The following is a 22,775-nucleotide window of genomic DNA, read 5'->3' as shown; positions in this document are numbered from 1 at the left end:
AAAATATAAACACGGAATGAAATATAATCCAATCGAAATAGACGCTAAATGGCAAAAATATTGGGCTGAAAACCAAACTTTTGCGGCAAAAAACAATTCTGAAAAACCTAAACATTACGTTTTAGACATGTTTCCGTATCCATCAGGAGCCGGATTACACGTTGGGCATCCGCTCGGTTATATTGCTTCAGATGTTTATTCCCGTTTCAAAAGACATCAGGGGTTCAATGTTTTGCATCCAATGGGTTATGATAGTTTTGGATTGCCTGCAGAACAATATGCAATTCAGACCGGACAACGTCCGGAAGATACAACACGCGTTAATATTGACGGTGGAGTGGATAAAGAAGGGAAACAAATTGCAGGTTACAGAAAACAACTGGACAAAATTGGATTTTCATTTGACTGGAGCCGTGAAGTGCGAACTTCAAATGCGGATTATTATAAACATACACAATGGATTTTTATCCAGTTATTCAATTCCTGGTATTGCAGAAAACAAGGAAAAGCTTTTGAGATTTCAGATCTTGTAACCGTTTTTGAAGAAGAAGGAAATAAATTAGTTGAAGCCGTTTGCGACGACAATGTGGCGATTTTTACTGCTGCAGAATGGAAATCCTATTCTGAAGAACAAAAAGAAAAAATCCTGTTGCAATACAGAATGACCTATTTGGCTGAAACCGAAGTAAACTGGTGTCCCGGTTTAGGAACTGTTTTGGCAAATGACGAAATTGTAAACGGAGTTTCAGAGCGCGGAGGATATCCTGTTATTCGTAAAAAAATGACACAATGGAGCATGCGAATTTCGGCTTATGCAGAACGTTTGCTGCAAGGTTTAAATGATATCGACTGGAGCGAATCTATTAAAGAATCACAAAGAAACTGGATTGGAAAATCGGTAGGTGCTTTGGTGAAATTCCAAGTCAAAAGTCAAAAGTCAAAAGTCGAAAGCGAAGCTACACTTTCAGACTTTGGACATTCGACTTTAGACTATTCTATTGAAGTTTTTACGACTCGCCCTGATACCATCTTTGGAGTCACATTTATGACTTTGGCACCGGAACATGATTTGGTGGCTAAAATTACAACTCCTGAGCAAAAAGCGGCAGTTGAGGCTTACATCGAAAAAACAGCAAAACGTTCAGAGCGTGAGCGTATGGCCGATGTAAAAACCATTTCTGGCGTATTTACCGGTGCTTATGCTGAACATCCTTTTACAAAGGAAGCAATTCCGGTTTGGATTGGTGATTACGTTTTGGCAGGTTACGGAACAGGTGCTGTAATGGCGGTTCCTTGCGGAGACGAAAGAGATTATGCTTTTGCTAATTTCTTTAAAGGTCAGAATGGTATGCAGGAAATCAAGAATATCTTCGCTAATGTTGATATTTCTGAAGCTGCTTACGGTTCGAAAGACAATGTTGAAATCGCAAATTCTGATTTCTTAAACGGATTAAATTATAAAGAAGCAACTCAAAAAGTAATTGCTAAACTAGAAGAAATAGGACAAGGAAAAGGAAAAACAAATTACCGTTTGCGTGATGCTGTTTTTTCCCGTCAGCGTTATTGGGGAGAACCTTTCCCTGTTTATTATGTAAATGGTTTGCCAAAGATGATCGATGCGCACCATTTGCCAATTATTTTACCTGAAGTAGAGAAATATTTGCCAACCGAAGATGGTTTGCCTCCGTTAGGAAATGCAACAATCTGGGCTTGGGATACTCAAAACAATGAAGTTGTCAATACTGATTTGGTTGATAACAACACCATTTTTCCGCTTGAATTGAACACAATGCCGGGTTGGGCAGGAAGTTCATGGTATTGGATGCGTTATATGGATGCACACAATGAAGACGAATTTGCAAGTAAAAAAGCATTGGCGTATTGGGAAAGCGTAGATTTATACATTGGCGGAAGCGAACACGCAACCGGACATTTATTGTATTCTCGTTTCTGGAACAAATTCTTAAAAGACAAAGGTTTCGCTCCAACCGAAGAACCATTCAAAAAACTGATTAATCAGGGAATGATTTTGGGAACAAGTGCTTTTGTTTATACAATTCCAAAATTTCATTTTTATATCTCAGAATGGTATGTTAATGATTTAGATGAAAGAAAAGTTAAGTTTAATAATATTGATGCTTTTATGGCTGAAGTTAATTTAAGAACTGATATTGATGAGTATAAGAGGAATTTATATTCATATATGTTAGGATATTTAAAGGCACATTTAGTTCCAAATCATGAATTAATCGTTGATAATCTTTTAAAGACTCATGTGGATGTCTCTATTGTTAATAGTAGTAATGAATTAGATTTAGAGAAATTCCAAAAATGGAGATATGAGGCTGGTACTATGTATGAGTTTATGGATGAAGGTAATGCTGTATTCAAAGTTGCTCGTGAAGTCGAAAAAATGTCTAAATCAAAATATAATGTAGTAACTCCAGATGATATTTGTAATGAATATGGAGCCGATACGTTGCGTTTGTACGAAATGTTTTTAGGTCCGTTAGAACAAGCAAAACCTTGGAATACTGCCGGAATTTCTGGAGTTTTTGGTTTCCTGAAAAAACTTTGGCGTTTGTATTTTGACGAAAATAACGGTTTAATCGTAAACAACGACGAACCAACAAAAGACAACTTAAAATCATTACACAAAACCATCAAAAAAGTGGCCGAAGATATTGAGAGTTTCTCTTTTAATACCTCAGTTTCTCAATTTATGATTTGTGTAAATGAATTGTCGACTCAAAATTGTCATTCAAGAGCAATCTTAGAACCGTTAGCCATTTTGGTTTCGCCTTACGCACCGCACATTGCCGAAGAATTATGGTCACAGTTAGGACATACAACTTCAATTTCAACTGTTGCTTTTCCTGTTTTTGAGGCGAAACATTTAGTGGAAACGAATAAAGAATATCCGGTTTCTTTCAATGGGAAAATGCGTTTTACTATCGAATTGCCTTTAGATTTAACTGCAGCACAAATTGAAGAAATTGTGATGAAAGATGAAAGAACACTAAAACAGTTAGATGGTAAAATACCAAATAAAGTGATTATTGTTCCCGGGAAAATTATCAATTTGGTTGGGTAACCCAATAAAATTCCAATATTTTAAAAATTCCAAATCCCAGCTTTTGTTGGGGTTTGGGATTTTTTTTATCTATTTTTTCCTCCTGAATAACGAAGGATCACACAAGACATTCCGCAAACAGAATCTCCAGCCTTAAATGTATACTATTTTCTCCGCCCCAATTTGTCCTCCTGAGGCACGAAGGATCACACAAGACATTCCGCAAACAGAATCGCCAGTCTTACATGCATACTATTTTCTCCGCCCAGTTTCTCCGCCCCAGTTTGTCTTCCTGAGGCACGAAGGATCACACCAGACATTCCGCAAACAGAATTTCCAGTCTTACATGCATACTATTTTCCCCGCCCAGTTTCTCCACCCAGTTTGTCCTCCTGAGGCACGAAGGATCACACAAGACATTCCGCAAACAGAATCGCCAGTCTTACATGCATACTATTTCCTCCGCCCAGTTTCTCCGCCCCAGTTTGTCCTTCTGAGGCACGAAGGATCACACAAGACATTCTACAAACAGAATCTCCAATCTCTGTCGGGTTACATGCTAAACAATCTCATCACTAAATTTAAAGAAGTAAACAATCAGTTTCAGTCATAAAAAAAGCTTTGTATTATGTACAAAGCTTCTTTTTAAATTAAATGAGGTGTGGTTTCTTATAGAGGGAATGCATAAGCACCAGGGACCGCTACAATAATTCCGTCACCATTTGCAGTTGCGGTTAAATCTTTAACCACTTTTCCGCCAACATATATTTTAACAGTCAGTTTTTGTCCTGAAACTCCGCCATAACCACTTGCGCTTAATCCTACTCCAAGAGTACTTGCAGCAACGGTAATATCTTTGGTCCATGGTAATGCTGTGATGTCTTCGTTAAGTGCCCCGCCTCCGGCTTCAGTATAAGTTACATCAAGTTTTCCTGTGTAATTTCCTGTTACTTCATATTTTACATCTCTTGAGCTTGATCCGGAGTTATTATCGTCGTCGCTACTGCATGATCCTGCTGTAAAAGCAAGAGTCAGTACAATTGCCATGGTTTTTAAAATTGATTTCATAATAAAATTCTTTAATAATTAATATTCGTTTATAACAAAATTAAGTGCTTATTAAAGAGAGGTCAATACCTGATAAAAGGCATTTTGCGCTACCTGATATCAGGTAAAAGAGCATATTTTTTTTTCGAATCGTTTTTTAATTTGATAAATTTGAGGAAATAACACTTTATGAAGAAAATCTACTTTTTTATACTTTTTTTATTTTTATCTGCCGTTACACATGCACAAGTTATTCTTTCCTTAGAAAATCATTCTGCTTACATTGACAGTATTGCTGAAGTCACTAAAAACATAAAGTCAGACAGTTTGAAAAGTCTTTATAGTTTTAGGTTGTCAAAAATGTATTTAATCGTTCAGGATAGTGAAAAATCTAAAAAGTACCTCGCCCAGGCAAACAGGCTCAAAAGTAAATTTCCGTACTTAAACGACATATCGCTTTATTATAACTCTTTTATCTTTATGGATGAAGGTGATGAAGACGGATTTGAGCGCGCGCTTCTTGAGGCCAATAGAAAACTTAAAAAATATAATAATACTGACGCTTACAGATTCCGCGCAAGCATTCTGCACAATTACGGCATTTTGCAGCAGCGAAGAAATAATGGGAAGGGTTATATGAAACTGATGGTCAATGAAGCTATTCCTATTGCTAAAAAAAGCCGTGATTATGAACTTATAAGCGGTTTATATAAAGCAGTTGCTGTTATTTTTATGACTACCGGTGAACGTGAAAAGGCAAGTGAATATTTAAATGAAGCGCAAAATTATATTGAAAGAGCAATAACAAAAACACCAACGGTCGCAGAGTCAAAAATGGAAACTTATATTATGAATGCGGAGAATCTCGTTGAGCTTAAACATTTTTATGATGCGAAAAAAGTATTGGACAAGGCATTTTCTACTTTGAAAAATTTTCCGGAATCTAATCTAAACGATTCTTATTTTTATTCGGAAGGATTGTATTATGCAAAACAGAATAAGAATTCTAATGCTTTGGAAAGTTATAAAAAGGGAATGGAATCTGCGGAAAAACATCAGAATGCCGTTGCTTTGAATCGCTTGAAATTTGCCGAGTATGAAGTGCTTTTTAAGCTAAAAAACTATGAAAAGGCCAAAAGTAATTTAGAATATCTTATAGAAAAAACGCCTTTTATTGTAGAGAAGAAGAATTACTATAAGGAACTGGCTAAAGTGTATAATGCGACAAAAGACTATGATAAAGCTTATTTTTATTCAAACAAATACAATACTATAAATGACAGTATAAACAATACGAAGTTTCAAAGCGAAATTGTAGAACTCGAAGCAAAATACAAAAAAGCCGAAAGTGAGAAAAAAATCAGTTTACTGCAATCGCAAAATGAGAAGGCAGTTTTAATGGTAAATAATACCCGTTTGAATACAATTCTGTTTGCGGTGCTTTCGTTTCTCTTATTTCTGACAGTATTGTTTTTGTGGATTTTTAATAAAAACCAAAAGAAACTAAGTGCCCAAAAGGAAATTAATTTAAAACAGGATTTAATCGCTTTTGAAAACCGCCATAAACTTTCGGTTTCCAAAGCTTTAATTCAGGGCGAGGAAATGGAACGAAAAAGGGTTGCCAGGGACTTGCACGATGGCCTTGGAAGCATGCTTTCGGGTGTAAAAATTCATTTGAACCTTGCAAGAAAAGAAAATGCTGAAGCGGTCAGCAATGTCGATGTCCTGTTGGATAATTCAATTAAAGAACTTCGAAACATATCACAAAATTTAATGCCCGAAAGTTTGTTGGAACTCAGTCTGGAGCATGCCTTAAGAGATTTGTGCGCGGCAAATTCAAATACCGCTACTAAAGTTGAATTTCAATATCTAATTAAAAAATCAAAACTGCCAAAAAACTACGAGATTATGATCTACAGGATTATTCAGGAGTTGCTGAACAATGCTTTAAAATATGCCCATGCCTCGCAGGTCCTGGTTTCGTGTTCTCAAAATAAGGATGTGTTTTTTATTACGGTTGAAGATAACGGACTTGGGTTTGATGTTGCACATCCGGGAAACAAAAACGGAATGGGTTTGAAAAATATTCATAACCGTGTGGAATTTCTGAACGGAAAATTAGAAATTGACAGCAAAATAAATCAGGGAACATCAGTTTATATTGAATTGAATGTAATTAATGAAAATCAGGAAAATGAGTAAAAAATATAAAATGGTTGTGGTTGATGATCATCCTATAGTGATTTCAGGCATTTCGGGATTGCTTTCAGATTTAGAGAATGTGGAGATTGCAGAGAAAATGCAATCCGGAATCGGTCTGCTTGATTATATCGAAAAGAATGGGGCAGATTTAATTTTAATGGATATTTTTTTGCCTGTAATAACCGGAATCGATTTGTGTAAGGCTATTAAACAGAAATACCCGCAAGTGATAATCATTGGTATGAGCAGCCAGTCTGAAAGAAGTCTCGTTATGCAGTTTATTCAGAACGGTGGAAATGGTTACATTCTTAAAAGTGCATCGTTTGAAGAATTTAAAAGATGTATTTATAAAGCCATAGAAGGCGAAATTGTGTTTAGTGATGAGGTGAAAACTATTATTAGCCAGCCTTTATCTGAAGATTTGGAGAAAGTACCAAGTCTGAGTCGCAGAGAAAAAGATATTGCGCTTTTGCTCTCAAAAGGAAAACAAACACAGGAAATTGCTGATGAATTGTTTCTGAGTTTTTTAACCGTTCAAACCCACAGGCGTAATATTCTGCAGAAGTATAAAACTAAAAATGTAGCGGAATTAATTACATTATTGCTGAAAAACAATTTGTTAGATTAAATGTCAAAATGTCATTTTTTTTGAATTGGTTCATAAATTGCGATTTGTTTTGTAAATTTAAGTTCAATCAAAAAAAATATAAAGATATGGGAGGCGGATATATAATTATTGCGGGACTAATTATGCTTAGCAGCTGGTTGGTTAGCGCAAGACTAAAAAGCAAATTCGAATTATACTCTAAATTGCAGTTAAGGAACAATATGAGCGGTGCCGAAATTGCTGAAAAAATGCTGGCTGATCACGGAATTACAGATGTACGCGTTATTTCGACTGCAGGTCAGTTGACGGATCATTATAATCCGGCAGATAAAACGGTCAACTTAAGCGAGGTCGTGTATTATCATCGTAATGTAGCGGCTGCAGCTGTTGCGGCTCACGAATGTGGACATGCCGTTCAGCATGCAATTGGGTATGAATGGCTAAACATGCGTTCTAAATTAGTGCCTATTGTAAGTATTGCATCAAATTACATGCAATGGGTTTTATTGGCAGGGATTTTAATGATTCAGGTGTTTCCTCACTTATTGTTAGTCGGAATAATCCTTTTTGCAGTAACAACCCTGTTTTCGGTTATTACTTTACCGGTCGAATATGATGCAAGTAACAGAGCGCTGGCCTGGTTAGAAAATAAACACATGTTAACGCAGGAAGAACAGGCCGGGGCAAAAGATGCTTTAAAATGGGCAGCAAGAACTTACCTGGTGGCAGCATTGGGTTCAATTGCAACGTTGTTGTACTATATCTCGATTTACGCAGGAAGTAATAATAGAAGAGATTAAGTTTTTTAATTTACGGATTAACTAATTAGCGAATAAGTCAATTTAGGCAAGCCCAACAGATTTTTAAAATCTGTTGGGCTTGTTTGTTTTTAGTTACAATATTTCAGCAATAAGAAAGATTGAAACCCATATTGCGGAGATGATCAAAACAGAGTTTAAATATTGTTTGTTCCCGGATTTGTAATACTTAAAAAAAAGAACCAAAGTGTAAATTATGCTTATCGGAATTAATAGTAAAAAAAGAATAGTGCTCAATCCGGGACCGTGTGGACTACTTCTTTCAATGCTTCCGGTAAAACAGGTTATGGCGATAAAACCTATATAAAATAATAGAGTTTTAATCTCGGTTCTAATGTTAATCATGGTGTTTTTCAAATGATCTCATTTTCAAATTGACACTGTTATAATTCTAAAGCTGAATTTGCCTGTCTATTTGCTGGTCTAACGAAATAAAGGTTTCAGTTCTTGAAACGCCTTCAATAGCCTGTATTTTAGTATTGAGGAGCTGCATTAAATGTTCGTTGTCCCGACAAATGATTTTGATCAAAACCGACCAGTTTCCGGTAGTATAATGGCACTCTAAAACCTCCGGAATCTTTTTTAAATCTTTTACAGCCTCAGAGTTTCTGGAAGCTTTGTCTAAATAAACACCAATAAATGCCATTGTGTTATAGCCCAGTACTTTTGGGTTTACTGTAAATTTCGAACCCGAAATTACTCCGGATTGTTCCAGTTTCTTTAAACGCTGATGAATTGCAGCTCCGGAAATGCCTATTTTATTGGCGATTTGCAAAATAGGTTTTCGGGCATCATCCATTAAGTAACGTAGAATTTCTTTGTCGATACCGTCAATTTCAATTATTAGGGAGTTGATTTTCATTTGAGTTGTAATTTGAAACTAATTATAGTTGTTTGGGTTTTAGTTAGAAATCAAATGTAGTTAAAATGCTGTAAAAAATAAAACTTCAAATTTTTTTAAATTCCAAGCTTTCACTGTAAACCAGGAAAATCAAAATTTAATATTTCTTACCATTTGAAAATCAATGTTGTTTCAATATCCCGGGGTTTCAGGCTTGCGGGACTGATGGTGATACTAGAAGGTTGTACTAATGGCGTTCTAATGGTTGAAGTCATTGTGTAGTTCTTTCATCTTTTGGGATGGTAACAAATACGAAGACTAACTTTGGTAAGATGCTTTTGATAAGGATCTTTTGCAGAATTTAATTAAAAAAAGAAAAATTCCAAATCTCAACCATAAAGTTGAAATTTGGAATTTCTAATCCCGAAGCGACGGGAATATTTTTTTAAGGATTATTTTCCTTTGTTTGCTTCGCTAATGTATTTTTCTAAAGCCATTGTCATTGAAGGGGTTTCAGGAGTTGGGGCAAGAATGTCAATTCTTAAACCATGGTCAAGAGCCTCTTTTTGAGTTGTGCTTCCAAAAACAGCAATTCTGGTGTCGTTTTGTTTAAAATCAGGGAAGTTTTTAAACAATGATTTGATTCCGGTTGGGCTAAAAAAGGCTAAAACATCATAATAAACATCTGCAAGGTCAGATAAGTCGCTCATTACAGTTTTGTAAAAAACAGCTTGTGCCCAGTCTACTTTTAAGTTATTTAATGTAATAGGTGCGTCAGCATTTAATTGATCAGATGCCGGCAACAGGAATTTTTCGTCTTTGTATTTTTTGATAAGAGGAGATAAATCTGCAAAATCTTTTGCTCCCACATAAATTTTTCGCTTTCTGTACACTACATATTTTTGCAGGTAAAAAGCAACTGCTTCAGATTGACAAAAATATTTCAATCCTTCAGGAACTTTATAACGCATTTCATCTGCTACTCTAAAAAAATGATCCACCGCATTACGGCTGGTCAAAATTATTGCAGTATAATGATTAAGATCGATTTTTTGTAATCGGATCTCTTTTGCATTAACCCCTTCCACATGAATAAATGGTCTGAAATCAATTTTTATTTTGTGTTTTTGTTGGAGCTCAAAGTAAGGAGAATTTTCCACTTTAGGTTCAGGCTGTGACACCAAAATTGTTTTCACTTTCATATTATAAACATTTACTAAGCCACCTCTTTTGTAATCCAATAATACATGAAATAATAAGGGGCTATTTCAAGAGCGCAAAGATATAAAATAAAATAAAATAACTTACCGATTATTGCATTTTGATACGTTTTTATTGAAATAAAATACGAGTATAGGCTGATAGACAGCGAAATACCTATGATTGCAAGCGGTATAATTTTGGGAATATTGTCATAATAAAACAAAATAGCATTAATAGGGAGGATTAAAACGCCAATATATGTTCTGTAAGTGACTTTTTGTAGGTTAAAAAGGTCTGCAAATTCATCAATATTAAATGAAGTCGCCACAATTTTTTCGATTAAAAATTTTCCCAAAATAAAATAAAGTAAAAACGTAGCAATCCGAATGAATAAAATATAATCAGTTTTATCTGTTTTTCCCGGATATTCAAGAATATGCATCGCAAGCTGAATGAAAAAAGCATACGAAACAATTTGTACAAAGAATAAACCAACCGTAAAACTACTTTTTAAATGGTTGTTATCCCGGTAAATTTTGGCGTATTTGTCTGAAAATATAAGTTTGCTAAATTCGCTAAATCTGGTTTCATAAGCTGATTTTGTCATAGCCACAACAGCAAAGGTCAACACAAATAAAAGCGTTGCCCAGTCTTTGTTTTCCAGAATTCGGGGGTGAAGTTGTTCAATCATAACGATGCAAAATTAGTAATTTTTTGTCTCAATAGTTTTATTATAAATTTATTATGAATCAAATGCTATAAAAAGTTTACTTTTGCGGTGAAATTACTCCGAAAAATGAATGATTGTATTGTCATAATTCCCACTTATAACGAAATTGAAAACATAGAAAGTATAGTTAGAGCCGTACTTTCACAACATAAGCCTTTTCATCTCTTAATTATTGATGATAATTCTCCTGATTTTACTGCCAATAAGGTAGTTGCACTGCAGGAAGAATTTCCGGACCGGTTGTTTTTAGAAAAAAGGGCAAAAAAATCCGGTTTAGGTACTGCCTATGTTCATGGCTTTAAATGGGCATTGGAACGCAAATATGATTTTATTTTTGAAATGGATGCCGACTTTTCGCATAACCCCAATGATCTTGAAAAATTGTTTGATGCTTGTCATTTTGGCGGAGCCGATCTGGCCATCGGATCTCGTTATGTGACTGGCGTAAACGTGGTAAACTGGCCTTTAAGCCGTGTTTTAATGTCCTACTTTGCTTCGGTTTATGTGAAATTTATTACCGGCATGAAAATTCATGATGCAACAGCAGGTTTTGTTTGTTATAAAAGGGAAGTGCTGGAAAAAATTAACCTGAACAAAATTAAATTTGTAGGGTATGCATTTCAAATTGAAATGAAGTACAGGACCTATTGTGCTAAATTTGAAATTACAGAGGTTCCGATTATCTTTACAGACAGAACAAAAGGTGTTTCGAAAATGAGCAATGCCATTATCAAAGAAGCTATTCTGGGTGTAATTTCACTTCGATTAAAAAAATTAGTCAATACATTATAAAGTAATGAAGATGAACAGGATTTTAATAAAAAATGCTAAGATTGTAAACGAAGGATCTATTTTTGAAGGTGATGTTTTGATTGAAAACGACTTAATTGTCGAGGTTTCTGACAGCATTAGCTTAAAAACATCCGATTGTAAAGTGATAGATGCCGAAGGAAGTTATTTAATTCCCGGAGCAATCGATGATCAGGTTCATTTTAGAGAACCGGGATTAACATATAAAGGTGATATAGAATCAGAATCAAGAGCGGCAGTTGCAGGGGGAATTACCTCTTTTATCGAGCAGCCTAACACAGTTCCAAATGCTGTAACTCAGGAGATCCTTGAAGATAAATATCAAATTGCAGCCGTAAAATCATTTGCGAATTATTCGTTTATGATGGGAGCAACCAATGATAATCTGGAAGAAGTTTTAAAAACAAATCCAAAAAATGTTGCCGGAATCAAGATTTTTCTGGGTTCGTCAACAGGAAATATGCTGGTAGATAACGAAGCAACTTTAGAAAAAATATTTTCAAGTACGCCTATGTTAATTGCAGTACATTGTGAAGATGAAACGACCATTAAAAATAACCTTGCAGAGTTTAAAGAAAAATACGGCGAAGATGTTCCGGTAACGGCGCATAACCTGATCCGTAGTGCTGAGGCTTGTTATATTTCATCTTCAAAGGCGGTTGCTTTGGCTAAAAAAACGGGAGCACGTTTGCATATTTTTCACCTTTCGACAGCAAAAGAAATGGAGTTGTTTACCAATAAAATTCCATTAGAAGACAAAAAAATTACAGCAGAAGTTTGTGTACATCACCTTTGGTTTACTGATGAAGATTACAAAACAAAAGGGAATTTCATTAAATGGAATCCTGCGGTGAAGACGGCTGAAGACAGAGCGGAACTTTGGAAAGCTTTGAATGACGGACGTATTGATGTAATTGCTACAGATCATGCGCCCCATACCAAAGAAGAAAAAATGCAATCCTATTTAAACGCATCGTCCGGAGGTCCGTTGGTGCAACATGCTGTTGTCGCAATGTTTGAGGCGCATCATCAGGGAAAAATTTCGGTGGAGAAAATCGTAGAAAAAATGTGCCACAATCCGGCAAAAATTTTTAAAATCGAAAAAAGAGGTTTTGTAAAAGAAGGCTATTTTGCCGATTTAGTAATAGTGAACCCAAGCTTACCCTGGAGTGTTAAGCCGGAAAATATTCTGGCGAAATGCGGATGGTCCCCTTTTGAAAATTATACCTTTAAATCGAGAATTACACATACTTTTGTAAATGGCGAAATGGTGTATAATAACTTTAAGGTAAAAGACATTCGTGCAGGAAAACGATTATTGTTTGATAGATAAAAAACTGAAATGAGAAATTGTGTAGTAATAGTATTGGTTTTGTTTCTTTCTGTAAGTTGTAAAAAAGAGTTGGTCAAACAACCTGCAAAACTTATTGAGAAAGGAAAAATGATTGATATTATGTATGATTTATCGCTTTTGGAAGCCATGAAATATCAAAATCCAATCTCTTTAGATTCAAATGAAACAAATCCTACGAAGTTTATTTTAAAAAAATACAAAGTCGACAGCTTGCAATTTGCAGAAAGCAATAAATACTATGCTACTGATTATGAAAGTTATAAAGATATGTTTGACGAAATTGGAAAACGGCTGGCTATCAAACAGAGAGCAACAGATTCAATAGTAAAAATAGAAGAGAAAAAAGCAGCAAAAGCAGCTAAAAAGAAAGGGAAAGACACTGTTAAAGATGCGGTTAAGAAACCTTTGACACAGGCAGAAATTGATGCAATAAACAGACAGCAGCCATTAGACAGGTAGTTTACAACTTCGAAACGTCTTTTATGTATTGATGCACATCCAGAAAAACCGTTCCAAGAGCGGTTTTTATCTTTTCATTCGTATACAGGTTTTTGGAATAAGAAGCTTTGGCGGTTGCTTTTGTAAGGCGTCTTTTTTGAAAAAATAAAGTAGAGAATATCCCGTCAGCAATCCAAAGGAAATTCATGAATAAGGGCTTTGCGTGAATGCCTGGTCTTTTTACTTTTAAAGTATCGGCAATGGTATTCAGGATATCCCTAAAAACAATATTGTCGGCAATCAATGTAAAACGTTCGTTTTTAATGTCGCTTTTCATTAGCTCAAAAGCAATTTTTACCACATCGTTTATAGCAATAAAGCCAGTGTTTCCAAGCGTATAAAACGAAAGTCCGTTTGCCACTTTTTGGTAGAGTTCTGCACTTCCCTGTTCGCAAATTTTTGTTTTTGGAATTGGTCCTAATATGACTCCCGGATTTAAAATGATCACATCTAAACCCTCCTGAAGTCCCCGCCAAACCTCCATTTCGGCACCATACTTAGAAATGGCATAATCACTATGGGGTTTCTCCGGATTCCAGTCTGTTTCTTCGGTGATATAAGTTTCATGTGAAGCCAGGTCGCCTAAAGCTGCTATAGAGCTTACAAAGCAAAATTTCTTTATGCCTCTCGCAATAGAAAAGTTAACCATATTCGCTGTTCCTTCAATATTGGTTTTTCGAAGGGCATCTTCATCTTTGGGATCAAATGAAATTAAAGCAGCACAATGGTAAACGTAGTCAATGTTGTCAAAAGCTATTTCTAACGAAGGAACATCCAGAATGTCGGCTTCAAGCCAGTTGATTTTTTCAAATAAGCCTCCTTTTTGATACAATTCAAAAACCGTTTTTGTTTTTTGAATGTTATTTGGGTTGCGGTAAACAGCCCGGACGTTTTCTCCATTTTCAATTAAATGAAGCAATAAATGCGAGCCGACTAAACCTGTTCCTCCAGTTACTAATACCATTTTGTAAAGATAACTTTTTGCTTTTAAAGGTGCAAAGATACAAAGGCTCAAAGTTGCAAAGGTTTTTCTTGTCTTGAAATTGATTTTTTAAAGGTGAAATTGTTTTTTGGTGTTGTTGTTGGCACTGATATTACCATTGCTTTTTGATTTTGATATTGACATTGATTACATTTGCACAAATTATTTTAAAAATGAAGAACCTAGTTGAAGAATTAAAGTGGCGCGGGTTATACCATGACAGCATGCCAGGAACGGAAGAACAATTGCTGAAAGAAGTAACAACAGCGTATATAGGTTTTGATCCAACGGCAGATTCACTACATATTGGTAGTATGGTTCAGATTATTTTATTGGTTCATTTAAAGAATTTTGGTCATCAGCCTATCGCTTTGGTAGGGGGTGCAACCGGAATGATTGGTGATCCATCGGGGAAATCTGATGAAAGAAATCTGCTGAACGAAGAAACTTTGGCTAAAAACGTTGCAGGAATCAAAAGTGTTTTATCCCGTTTCTTAGATTTTAATTCAAAAGATGCAAATGCCCCGGTTATGGTAAATAACTATGACTGGATGAAAGAATTTTCGTTTATTGATTTTGCACGTGAAGTTGGAAAACGTATCACCGTAAATTACATGATGGCGAAGGATTCTGTTAAAAAGAGATTTGCCGGAGAAGGCGAAGGAATGTCTTTTACAGAGTTTACGTATCAGTTAATTCAGGGTTACGATTTTTATCATTTATATAAAAATAACAATTGCGTTTTGCAAATGGGAGGTTCTGACCAATGGGGAAATATCACCACAGGTACAGAATTAGTACGCAGAATGGGAGGCGAAGGTGCTAAAGCTTTTGCCCTGACAACGCCATTAATTACAAAAGCAGACGGATCAAAATTCGGAAAATCTGAAGGAGGAAATGTCTGGCTGGATGCAGATAAGACTTCGGTATATAATTTTTACCAATTTTGGGTAAGAACAACTGATGTTGATGCTGAAAAATATATTAAGATTTTTACTTTTCTGGATAAAGAAATTATTGAGGCATTGATTGTAGAGCATAAAGAGGCTCCTCATGTGCGAATTTTGCAAAAAAAGTTAGCAGAACAAATTACAATTTTTGTTCATGGAGAAGAGGCGCTTGAAGATGCCATTAGAAAGTCTGAGTTTGTTTTTTCAAATTTTACTATTGAAAGTTTAAAAAATGAAGGAGAAGCGTTTTTCTTAGACATTTTTTCTGAATTCGATCAGCCGGTAATTAAAAAATCTGATGTAATGAATGGTTTGGATATTGTAGTTGCATTGTCAGACATGACCGGTGTTTTTACCTCGCGAGGCGAGGCCAGAAAAGCGCTTTCAAGTAATGCGGTTTCTATTAATAAAGAAAAAGTTCAGGTTGAGACCTTGTTGACTTTAAAGGATGTATTTTTTGATAAGTATATTTTAGTTCAATTTGGTAAAAAGAAAAAATATTTTGTGATCAATGTAGAGAATGACTAAGTAATTTTTTGTGATTATAACACCATTAAGTTACAACCGCGAATATCAGAATTATCAAAACGTCCCAATACCTCGAAAGAGTTGTTGGGATTTTTTTTGCCTAAATCCTGCGTAGCGATAAATGAACATGAATTGATGTTGGCTAAATCTATAACATTGATTCCGCCTGTTTTTCCATTTTTTACATACGTTAATGCATCCTCCGGATCGCGCACTAAAATGTGCATCCAGGACGGACATTCAAAAACACCTTCGCCTAAAGAATATGCTTGTCCCAGAAGTTCGGTCATGCCATATTCAGAGTGAACGGCATTTACGCCAAAACCTTTGCAAAGCTGGTCATGCAATTCTTCACGAATCATTTCTTTACGTCGGCCTTTCATTCCGCCGGTTTCCATAATAATAGTATGCTGAAGATTGAATTGATGTTTTTCAATCAAATCTAGTAAGGCATAAGTAACTCCGATTAAAATGACATTTTGCCCGGATTCATCTAAAGCTGTTAACTTTTTTATTAAGTCGTCGTGATTGTGTAAATAAAAGCCGCTCTCAGGCTGATTGGATAGTTTTATCAGGTCTTCGACCATATAGATTAATGAAGAGCCATTACGTTCCAGATAAGACGGCAAAAGAGCTAAAACAACATAATCTTCTATATTGCCATAAAACTGAGAAAATCCTTTGCGATAACTTTCTTCATATAGGGAAACATCGGTTACAATATGTCTGCTGGTAATCATTCCGGTAGTTCCGCTGCTGGTAAAAGTAACCTGTGCAGGATCGTTATTGGAAACTACATTATGGCTTTTAAAAAACTGAATAGGCAAGAAAGGAATTTGTGCCAGTGATTTTACCTGTTGCGGATTTACTTTTAAAAAATCACAGAAGTCACGGTAAACAGAATTATTCTCATGCTGAAAACGAAAGACTTTTAAAGCTGTTTTTTCAAATTGTTTCTGACTCGAAATCGTAAATATATCGTTGGCTGTAATCAAAACTTTTTTTGTGCAAAGGTAAGTATAATTGTAAATAGTTTTTAGTCTGAGCACCGGTTTTCAGTATGCTTAATCTGGGCTAAGTTTTTTAGAAGTTTCTTTTGGTTTTTAATGTTTTAAAAGTACACGGTAGGCCCTGATTTTGCTGAAAACGAAAAAGCTCCATGTGGAGCTTTTGATTTTATCTTGTAAATGATTTTATTTTTAATCTGAATAGGAATAATTTATGCAATTGCCCAACGATACATTGTAAGTTGTAATGCAGCCTGCCGCGCCAGATGTTTTCGTAATAATTCCTGTGGCTGGCCATGTGGTGTTATTGGCTTTTACTCTTACTTCGCAGGCGCTGCTGGAGGTATAAACTATTTCTAACGAATTGCCTGAAACTTGCCAGCTTGTATTGCTTTCATCAAAAACAGTCTGTTTTGTTCCTATTGTATATACGTTATATCGTATTGGGTCATTGTATCTGTCATAGGCACAGGTGCCTTCTGCTGGTCCGCTAAGGCGACTGTTGCAAGCTAAGCCAGGGTATAAATAATTAACAGCTGTTACATCATAAGACGAAAAACCATTCCATGAGTTCAGGGCTGTTCCTCCATTCATAACAGAATTTGCGTCTTGTGAAGGGGTATTCGGGATATAGTTTGCTCCAATAAGATTTCCGTATTGATCGTAAAGACCTTCTCCTTCCCAGTTTGTATGTCTAAAACCAATACAATGGCCAAGTTCATGAACCATATTGTATATTTTAGAGTTTTCTGATACCGTTAGATTGTTGTAAAAATCAAAATTAATCAAAATTTCATTGAACGCTTTTCCATTTGAAAGCGGGAATCCAGCCGCAGCGATAACATTAGAACCTAACGCATTGTTATCGCTTTTGATTAAAATGTCCGGATTTGGATCGTAAGAACGGACAAATGCTATTGAATTTCCTGATAAATCAGACCACTTACTCATTGCTGATGTAATAGCACTACGCCAATCATTTTTCCCGCTTTGAGGAATAGAACTATCAATTCCAACAGTAATTACACGATATTGTTGTGATACCAAATTATTTGATGAGGCATGCCTGTTGGTTTCGCCTTTTTTATAATCATTTAAATTTTTAGAAAAAATTAAATCTCCCTGTACTAAATAGAAATCTTCAGTTTCTTTAATATCTTCAATTTTGTAGCCTAATTTGAGTAGGTTTTGTACAACCGGTGAATCATGAATGGCCGATTTTGAGCTAAGGTTTGAGTCGGTTTCACTGTCTTCACAGGAAAATACCATGCACAATGTCAGCAAGCTTAGAATAATTTTTTTGATTTTCATTTTAAGGGTTTTTTAAGGTTTATAAAAAAATTCTTATATAAAAATAAAAAAACCTGTATTTTTAAGTCAATCTTTAAGTTAAGTAATAGTTAATATTAATCTTGTTAAAAAAAAATAAATTGAAGCAAAAAAAAGCCTCAGGGGTTTTCCTGAGGCTTTTTTTTATATTCTTAATGTTTATCGAATAATGAGCTTTCGTGTTGCGGAAGCATTTTCTTCACTTATTTTGATGATATAAACGCCGGGAACTAAATCTGAGACGTTTAATTCTCTTGAACTGATATGTGTTTGAAGTACTTTTTTACCTAAAACGTCAAAAATAATAATCTCTTTCTCTAAATCATTTTTAGATGAGATAAATACTTTTCCGTTCGTAACCGGATTAGGGTACAAGCTTAGACCCTCAATAGTAGTAGACTCCTGAGGTTTTGGTAATTGCTTACTGTCTTGTGCTGAAACACTTACAGTAAAGAAAAAAGCCAATAAGAATGTAATATAAAAGTAGTTTTTTGCCATCGCGTTATTTTGATTACCGTAAATATACAAAAAAAATTACAAAAATTACGCCAAAAAAAAACATCCTAAAATTTTAGGATGTTTTTAACATTTATATGTGGTATTCTTATTTAATTAAGCTAACACCATCAACTGTAGACCATGCACCAGGAGTTAAAACAGCTCCGGTAGCAGTAGTACTGATTGTCCAGTTTGAAGCAGGAACAAAACTAGCTGCAGTTACTGTGAATGAAGCAGGAACTCCTGAAATGAAAGTAATAGGAGAGTTAGTGATTCTTACATTGTTTAATTTGATTTTTCCTCCGGCAACCTGGTGATCATAAGTAGCTTTGTCTAATATTTGAATCACACCACCATTGTAAGCAGTTGGAGTAGTTTGGCTACCGTAACCATCAATTACGATGTTGCTGTAATCACCATTTCCTTCTTTTTTAAATTGGATAGCATCCAATTGAATTTCACTTTGTGCTTCTGTAGTTGTACCAGCAGCTCTTTTAAGAGTGATGTTAGTAACTTTTGGCCAGAATGCATTGTCAACACTTTTAGATTCTACTTCTAAACCGTAGTTAGCAACTCCTGTTTGGTATGCATACCAGTTTGTGTTGTCTTGACCTCTCCATCCATCTTGCCAGTCAAAAGAGTCATCACTGTTACCGTAAGAGATTGAGTTTTTCAAACTTACTGTTCCTCCGTAAAATTCAAAACCATCATCGTTACCTTTGTAAGCAACCAGGTTTTCTAATACAGTTCCTGATCCAACAGAATAGAATGAAAATCCGTTATTTTCTTTACTGTTAGTTGTGATTACTTGTCCGGCATATTCAACTCTTACATATTTCAATGAACCTCCATTGTGTGCTGCATTTGAACCTCCGTAAGTTAAATTTAAACCATCTTCTGACACTGCTGTTTGTGGAGCAGGAGCAGTTGCTGAATTTACAATTGGAGCATCTCCGTACATGATAATACCAGCCCAAGAACCTCCGATTTTTGATTTTTCAGTGAAAACGATTGGAGAATCTGCTGTACCGTTAGCAATTAGTTTTCCTCCGTTTAATATAATAAGACCATTTTCTCCTGTAGATTTATCACAAGTAATTGTACAACCAGGCTCAAAAGTAAGCGTTACGCCACTGTTAACTTTGATCATCCCTTTTAATGTATAGTTACCGTAAGCATAAGTTTTATTTGCTGTAATATTTGAAGATATTTCTCCGGTTACTGGTTGTTTTACCGGCGTATCATCTCCACTGTCACTTGAACATCCTGTAAAGATACTTCCTAAAACTGCTAAGCAGAATACTAATTTTTTCATAAGTTTTATTTTTTGTGTTTTATTTTTATTCTCCAACAAATTTAATCCGAGTCTCTTCTAATCTATTTAAGAGAATGTTATCAAATCATCACTCGTTCTTTAAGCTTGTGTTTTGTAATTGTTAAGTTTTTTTTAAAATGTATAAGATACATTCATAGAGAAACCAACTCCTTTTTTGTATTCTCTTACCGTTAAATCACTTTCGGTTATTGGAATTCTGCTATTGGCACCCATTTCTATTTTATAAGATGGGTTTAATAGGTTGTCTACAGAAAGTTTAACATCAAATTTGTCTGAAATTTTGTTTTGCCAGATAAAGTCAAGTTTACCAAACGGCATTTCGTAATAATTATCCAGACCATTTGTACCTACGGCATAGATTCGTTTGCTGTAAACATTGTATACCATAGTCATAGAGCTTTTCCATTTTTCACTAAATTCAGAATCGTATCTAAGATCAGCATTTAATATCCAAGGAGACGCTCCTTGTAGTTTTCGGGATGGATTATCATCAACGGCAATCGTTTCAGGATTATTAACTCCGTTTTCAAAAGTTTTTTCAATAGTTACTTTTGTATCCATTAATGCTGCATTAGCACCTAGAGAGAAATTAGATAATGATTTTGAAATTCTTTCTAATTGAAATAAGAACTCAAATTCAGCACCATACAATAAAGCTTTATTAGAATTACCGTATGTTATAATTTGTCCACCACTTCCTGCTGAGTTTGTGAATAATCTTTCGATAGGGTTATCTATCATTTTAGTGAAAATTGTAGCAGAAATTAATTCCTTATTCGTTGGGAACAATTCGTATTTCAAATCAAAGTTATAATTAGCACTATTAGTCAAAAATTCATTACCTCTTTCTATAGTACCATCCGGATTTACAAATTCTAGAGGATAAGACTCCATGATTACAGGTCTTGTAATTGTTTTTGAGGCTGCAAAACGTAAGTTTGAATTCTCATTTAAAATATATTTTGTGTTTAAAGACGGCAAAATATCTGTCTTGTCATTAATGATTTTTTGATATGGATCTTCAAAACTTCCTGTTGACTTGTATTTTGTTTCTCTGTGGGTCTGTTCAACTCTTGCGCCTACATTTAATTCGATTTTTTCTGAGAATTTTAAGGCTAAGTCTAAGTATCCGGCGTTAATAAACTCTTCCAACATTGCTTTGTAAGTTGAGTTTGTTCCTTCTCTGTAAGTGAAATTGTTGTTTGAAATTTCGTTATTTAAAGTAGCATCAGGGGTATTGGTTGGGAAAGTAGCACTGTTTGAGTTTAGATTTTGTGATACTAAAAATCTAAATTCAGATCCCATTTTGTTCATATAACCGCTATATCCTGCTGTAAGCTTATGCGATTTGCTTAGGTCTTCATTTCCAAATTTCCAACCGTATTCCAGTAAACCAGAGATATGTTGATCGCCTTTAAAATCAAGATATTGTCTAGTTAAACTATTCCCCGTATATGATATTGAAGTTGTATTGTCATCCATCTTAATACCTTTGAAAGATTTTCTGTCTGGAAGTTCGTATTGTGTTGTAGAGAATGAGATACCAGATTTTATAGTGTGTCTTTCATCTTCAGTTATTTTATAATTACCAAACAATTGTGTGTTTAAAAAAGTCGATTCCTGCAATTGGTTCATTCTGATAAAACCATTTGTCTGGGCTGCATTAGAATTCGTATAACCTAACTGATCTTGTATTAAATTTTCAGTCGATTTTAGATAGGTAGTGTTTGATGTAAGAGAAAGTCTTTTTGTTTTATAAGTCAAACCTAGTAATGCAGATGAGTTTGTGATAAATTTATATTGTGTTGTCACTAAATCATTGTCATAGTTTCCTTGTGCAGTATTGAAAATTCTATCGGCCCCACTTCTAATTTGAAATTTATTATCATAGTTAAGTGATATCAAATATTGAAATACATTATCTTTTTTGCCTACATTGAATTTTTCTGAATGAGTAATTCCAAAACTTGTATTTAAAGGCGATACATCGCTTTTAACGTCAAACCCTGAACCAAATCCGTTTGCCGCCTGGTCTGCAGTTAATGTTTGGTTACTTGGAGTTTTAGTCAATGCAGATGGTAAATCCCTTTCGTTACCTGAAAATCCGAAAAAATCAGATGTTGAAGTCGCGTCTTGAGAAATAAGGAACTTTTTTAGGTTGTTATTGATTGTATAACCAGCTCCAAAATTAATTTTCGTTTGACTTTTTCCAGTGGCAGTTGTTACTATGTTAAAAGTAGCTCCGGCAAAATCGCCGTATAAATTGGTATTGAAAGTCTTGTATGTTTCTAAAACACTTACAATATCGGTTGGAAAAATATCTAAAGGAATGATTTTCTTAAATGGATTGTTCGATGGAACAGCCAGGTCATTCAGTAAAAGACTGTTGTAACGATCTTCTAACCCTCTTACGAATAATCCTCTTCCTTCTACTTTTGTGATTCCTGTTATCTTTGTCAAACCTTCTTCGACATCGCTAACTCCTTTTCGGGACATTTCCTGTGCACCAATACTTTGTTTGATTACCACAGCATTTTTTTGATCTAATAATAATGCGGTTTCTTTTTCTTTGTTTGCAGTAGATTTTACCACAACATCTTTTAAAGTAAAACTTCCTGATGAAAGTACCTTGTTAACAGTAATTGTTTCGTTTGCTTTAACCGTTACAGGTTGTTCTACAGATTCATATCCAACGAAACTAAAAATAATAATATAATTTCCCGGATTTATACTCAATGAATATTTTCCGTCAATGTCAGTGTTCGCGCTTGTGTTAGTCCCTTTTACTAAAACATTTGCGAAAGGTAAAGGCTGATTGTTGGTTTCTTTGTCGGTTAATACACCAGAAATCGTACCTTTGTTTTGCGCGACCGAAATCGTACAAATAAATAGTGTGATAAGTAGAAATTTTAAATTGAATTTCATTTGTGTGTTGTGTTTGATTTATTTTTGTGCAAAGAAA

18 protein-coding genes are annotated in these 22,775 nt (G+C 34.9%); 8 read left to right on the top strand and 10 right to left on the bottom strand.

Annotation, left to right across the window (positions count from 1 at the left end; all coding sequences use genetic code 11):
• Positions 1–16: 16 nt before the first annotated feature.
• Positions 17–3,094 (top strand): leucine--tRNA ligase, encoded by a 3,078-nt coding sequence (locus tag ACHRWY_RS11760; RefSeq protein WP_395354767.1) that lies wholly within the window; start codon positions 17–19, stop codon positions 3,092–3,094.
• 648 nt (positions 3,095–3,742) lie between these two features.
• On the opposite strand, the gene ACHRWY_RS11755 is transcribed toward ACHRWY_RS11760, so the two are convergent.
• On the bottom strand, positions 3,743–4,141 hold the full coding sequence (locus ACHRWY_RS11755) for an MmpS family transport accessory protein (RefSeq protein ID WP_395354765.1): 399 nt from the start codon (positions 4,139–4,141) through the stop codon (positions 3,743–3,745).
• 168 nt (positions 4,142–4,309) lie between these two features.
• Here ACHRWY_RS11755 and ACHRWY_RS11750 point away from each other — a divergent pair, with 168 nt between their 5' ends.
• From ACHRWY_RS11750 to ACHRWY_RS11740, 3 genes are all read left to right on the top strand, one after another.
• The gene (locus ACHRWY_RS11750; protein ID WP_395354763.1) at positions 4,310–6,322 is read left to right on the top strand and encodes an ATP-binding protein; all 2,013 of its coding nucleotides are present in this window, start codon (positions 4,310–4,312) and stop codon (positions 6,320–6,322) included.
• Entirely contained in the window at positions 6,315–6,950 is a 636-nt protein-coding gene (locus ACHRWY_RS11745; protein ID WP_395354761.1) for a response regulator, read from the top strand. The genes ACHRWY_RS11750 and ACHRWY_RS11745 overlap by 8 nt, the downstream gene beginning before the upstream one ends.
• 86 nt (positions 6,951–7,036) lie before the next feature.
• Complete coding sequence (locus ACHRWY_RS11740; protein ID WP_395355093.1) at positions 7,037–7,729, top strand: zinc metallopeptidase; 693 nt, start codon at positions 7,037–7,039, stop codon at positions 7,727–7,729.
• A 409-nt stretch (positions 7,730–8,138) separates the two neighbouring features.
• Here the strand turns inward: ACHRWY_RS11740 and ACHRWY_RS11735 are convergent, their stop codons facing one another.
• The 3 genes from ACHRWY_RS11735 to ACHRWY_RS11725 form a co-directional block, all read right to left on the bottom strand.
• Positions 8,139–8,609 carry an Lrp/AsnC family transcriptional regulator gene (locus ACHRWY_RS11735; protein ID WP_041518480.1) on the bottom strand — a complete coding sequence of 157 codons (471 nt, stop codon included), beginning with the start codon at positions 8,607–8,609 and terminating at the stop codon, positions 8,139–8,141.
• A gap of 431 nt (positions 8,610–9,040) precedes the next feature.
• The gene (locus tag ACHRWY_RS11730; RefSeq protein ID WP_173965978.1) at positions 9,041–9,790 is read right to left on the bottom strand and encodes a uroporphyrinogen-III synthase; all 750 of its coding nucleotides are present in this window, start codon (positions 9,788–9,790) and stop codon (positions 9,041–9,043) included.
• 14 nt (positions 9,791–9,804) lie between these two features.
• Positions 9,805–10,482 carry a DUF4271 domain-containing protein gene (locus tag ACHRWY_RS11725; RefSeq protein ID WP_395354760.1) on the bottom strand — a complete coding sequence of 226 codons (678 nt, stop codon included), beginning with the start codon at positions 10,480–10,482 and terminating at the stop codon, positions 9,805–9,807.
• A 105-nt stretch (positions 10,483–10,587) separates the two neighbouring features.
• Between ACHRWY_RS11725 and ACHRWY_RS11720 the strand changes: the two genes are divergently transcribed.
• The 3 genes from ACHRWY_RS11720 to ACHRWY_RS11710 are packed head-to-tail and all read left to right on the top strand — an operon-like array spanning position 10,588 to position 13,144.
• Complete coding sequence (locus ACHRWY_RS11720; RefSeq protein ID WP_395354758.1) at positions 10,588–11,313, top strand: polyprenol monophosphomannose synthase; 726 nt, start codon at positions 10,588–10,590, stop codon at positions 11,311–11,313.
• A 10-nt stretch (positions 11,314–11,323) separates the two neighbouring features.
• Positions 11,324–12,664, top strand: coding sequence for a dihydroorotase (locus ACHRWY_RS11715; RefSeq protein WP_395354756.1), 1,341 nt, complete (start codon positions 11,324–11,326; stop codon positions 12,662–12,664).
• A gap of 9 nt (positions 12,665–12,673) precedes the next feature.
• Complete coding sequence (locus ACHRWY_RS11710) at positions 12,674–13,144, top strand: DUF4296 domain-containing protein (RefSeq protein ID WP_395354755.1); 471 nt, start codon at positions 12,674–12,676, stop codon at positions 13,142–13,144.
• A gap of 1 nt (position 13,145) precedes the next feature.
• On the opposite strand, the gene ACHRWY_RS11705 is transcribed toward ACHRWY_RS11710, so the two are convergent.
• Positions 13,146–14,147 carry an NAD-dependent epimerase/dehydratase family protein gene (locus ACHRWY_RS11705; RefSeq protein ID WP_395354753.1) on the bottom strand — a complete coding sequence of 334 codons (1,002 nt, stop codon included), beginning with the start codon at positions 14,145–14,147 and terminating at the stop codon, positions 13,146–13,148.
• A gap of 191 nt (positions 14,148–14,338) precedes the next feature.
• Here ACHRWY_RS11705 and tyrS point away from each other — a divergent pair, with 191 nt between their 5' ends.
• The gene (tyrS, locus tag ACHRWY_RS11700) at positions 14,339–15,643 is read left to right on the top strand and encodes a tyrosine--tRNA ligase (protein WP_395354752.1); all 1,305 of its coding nucleotides are present in this window, start codon (positions 14,339–14,341) and stop codon (positions 15,641–15,643) included.
• Between the two features lie 14 nt (positions 15,644–15,657).
• Here the strand turns inward: tyrS and ACHRWY_RS11695 are convergent, their stop codons facing one another.
• The 5 genes from ACHRWY_RS11695 to ACHRWY_RS11675 all read right to left on the bottom strand — a co-directional run bounded on the left by ACHRWY_RS11695 (position 15,658) and on the right by ACHRWY_RS11675 (position 22,738).
• Complete coding sequence (locus ACHRWY_RS11695; protein ID WP_395354751.1) at positions 15,658–16,638, bottom strand: acyl transferase; 981 nt, start codon at positions 16,636–16,638, stop codon at positions 15,658–15,660.
• 204 nt (positions 16,639–16,842) lie between these two features.
• Positions 16,843–17,961 (bottom strand): M57 family metalloprotease, encoded by a 1,119-nt coding sequence (locus ACHRWY_RS11690; protein WP_395354750.1) that lies wholly within the window; start codon positions 17,959–17,961, stop codon positions 16,843–16,845.
• Between the two features lie 177 nt (positions 17,962–18,138).
• Positions 18,139–18,477, bottom strand: coding sequence for a T9SS type A sorting domain-containing protein (locus ACHRWY_RS11685; protein WP_395354748.1), 339 nt, complete (start codon positions 18,475–18,477; stop codon positions 18,139–18,141).
• A gap of 106 nt (positions 18,478–18,583) precedes the next feature.
• Entirely contained in the window at positions 18,584–19,792 is a 1,209-nt protein-coding gene (locus ACHRWY_RS11680; RefSeq protein WP_395354746.1) for a hypothetical protein, read from the bottom strand.
• A gap of 132 nt (positions 19,793–19,924) precedes the next feature.
• Positions 19,925–22,738, bottom strand: coding sequence for a TonB-dependent receptor domain-containing protein (locus ACHRWY_RS11675; protein ID WP_395354745.1), 2,814 nt, complete (start codon positions 22,736–22,738; stop codon positions 19,925–19,927).
• Between the last annotated feature and the right edge of the window lie 37 nt (positions 22,739–22,775).

The sequence above is a fragment of the Flavobacterium sp. FlaQc-48 genome (assembly GCF_044007335.1).
Classification (GTDB): Bacteria; Bacteroidota; Bacteroidia; order Flavobacteriales; family Flavobacteriaceae; genus Flavobacterium.
Note: the sequence above shows the minus strand (reverse complement) of the source record. Positions and strands in the feature narration are given on the sequence as shown.

Coding starts and splice junctions, on each gene's coding strand:
- ACHRWY_RS11740 (WP_395355093.1), top strand. CDS start 7,037: ATGGGAGGCGGATATATAATTATTGCGGGACTAATTATGCTTAGCAGC.
- ACHRWY_RS11690 (WP_395354750.1), bottom strand. CDS start 17,961: ATGAAAATCAAAAAAATTATTCTAAGCTTGCTGACATTGTGCATGGTA.
- ACHRWY_RS11715 (WP_395354756.1), top strand. CDS start 11,324: ATGAACAGGATTTTAATAAAAAATGCTAAGATTGTAAACGAAGGATCT.
- ACHRWY_RS11750 (WP_395354763.1), top strand. CDS start 4,310: ATGAAGAAAATCTACTTTTTTATACTTTTTTTATTTTTATCTGCCGTT.
- ACHRWY_RS11725 (WP_395354760.1), bottom strand. CDS start 10,482: ATGATTGAACAACTTCACCCCCGAATTCTGGAAAACAAAGACTGGGCA.
- ACHRWY_RS11685 (WP_395354748.1), bottom strand. CDS start 18,477: ATGGCAAAAAACTACTTTTATATTACATTCTTATTGGCTTTTTTCTTT.
- ACHRWY_RS11675 (WP_395354745.1), bottom strand. CDS start 22,738: ATGAAATTCAATTTAAAATTTCTACTTATCACACTATTTATTTGTACG.
- ACHRWY_RS11755 (WP_395354765.1), bottom strand. CDS start 4,141: ATGAAATCAATTTTAAAAACCATGGCAATTGTACTGACTCTTGCTTTT.
- ACHRWY_RS11680 (WP_395354746.1), bottom strand. CDS start 19,792: ATGAAAAAATTAGTATTCTGCTTAGCAGTTTTAGGAAGTATCTTTACA.
- ACHRWY_RS11710 (WP_395354755.1), top strand. CDS start 12,674: ATGAGAAATTGTGTAGTAATAGTATTGGTTTTGTTTCTTTCTGTAAGT.
- ACHRWY_RS11720 (WP_395354758.1), top strand. CDS start 10,588: ATGAATGATTGTATTGTCATAATTCCCACTTATAACGAAATTGAAAAC.
- ACHRWY_RS11705 (WP_395354753.1), bottom strand. CDS start 14,147: ATGGTATTAGTAACTGGAGGAACAGGTTTAGTCGGCTCGCATTTATTG.
- ACHRWY_RS11760 (WP_395354767.1), top strand. CDS start 17: ATGAAATATAATCCAATCGAAATAGACGCTAAATGGCAAAAATATTGG.
- ACHRWY_RS11730 (WP_173965978.1), bottom strand. CDS start 9,790: ATGAAAGTGAAAACAATTTTGGTGTCACAGCCTGAACCTAAAGTGGAA.
- tyrS (WP_395354752.1), top strand. CDS start 14,339: ATGAAGAACCTAGTTGAAGAATTAAAGTGGCGCGGGTTATACCATGAC.
- ACHRWY_RS11735 (WP_041518480.1), bottom strand. CDS start 8,609: ATGAAAATCAACTCCCTAATAATTGAAATTGACGGTATCGACAAAGAA.
- ACHRWY_RS11745 (WP_395354761.1), top strand. CDS start 6,315: ATGAGTAAAAAATATAAAATGGTTGTGGTTGATGATCATCCTATAGTG.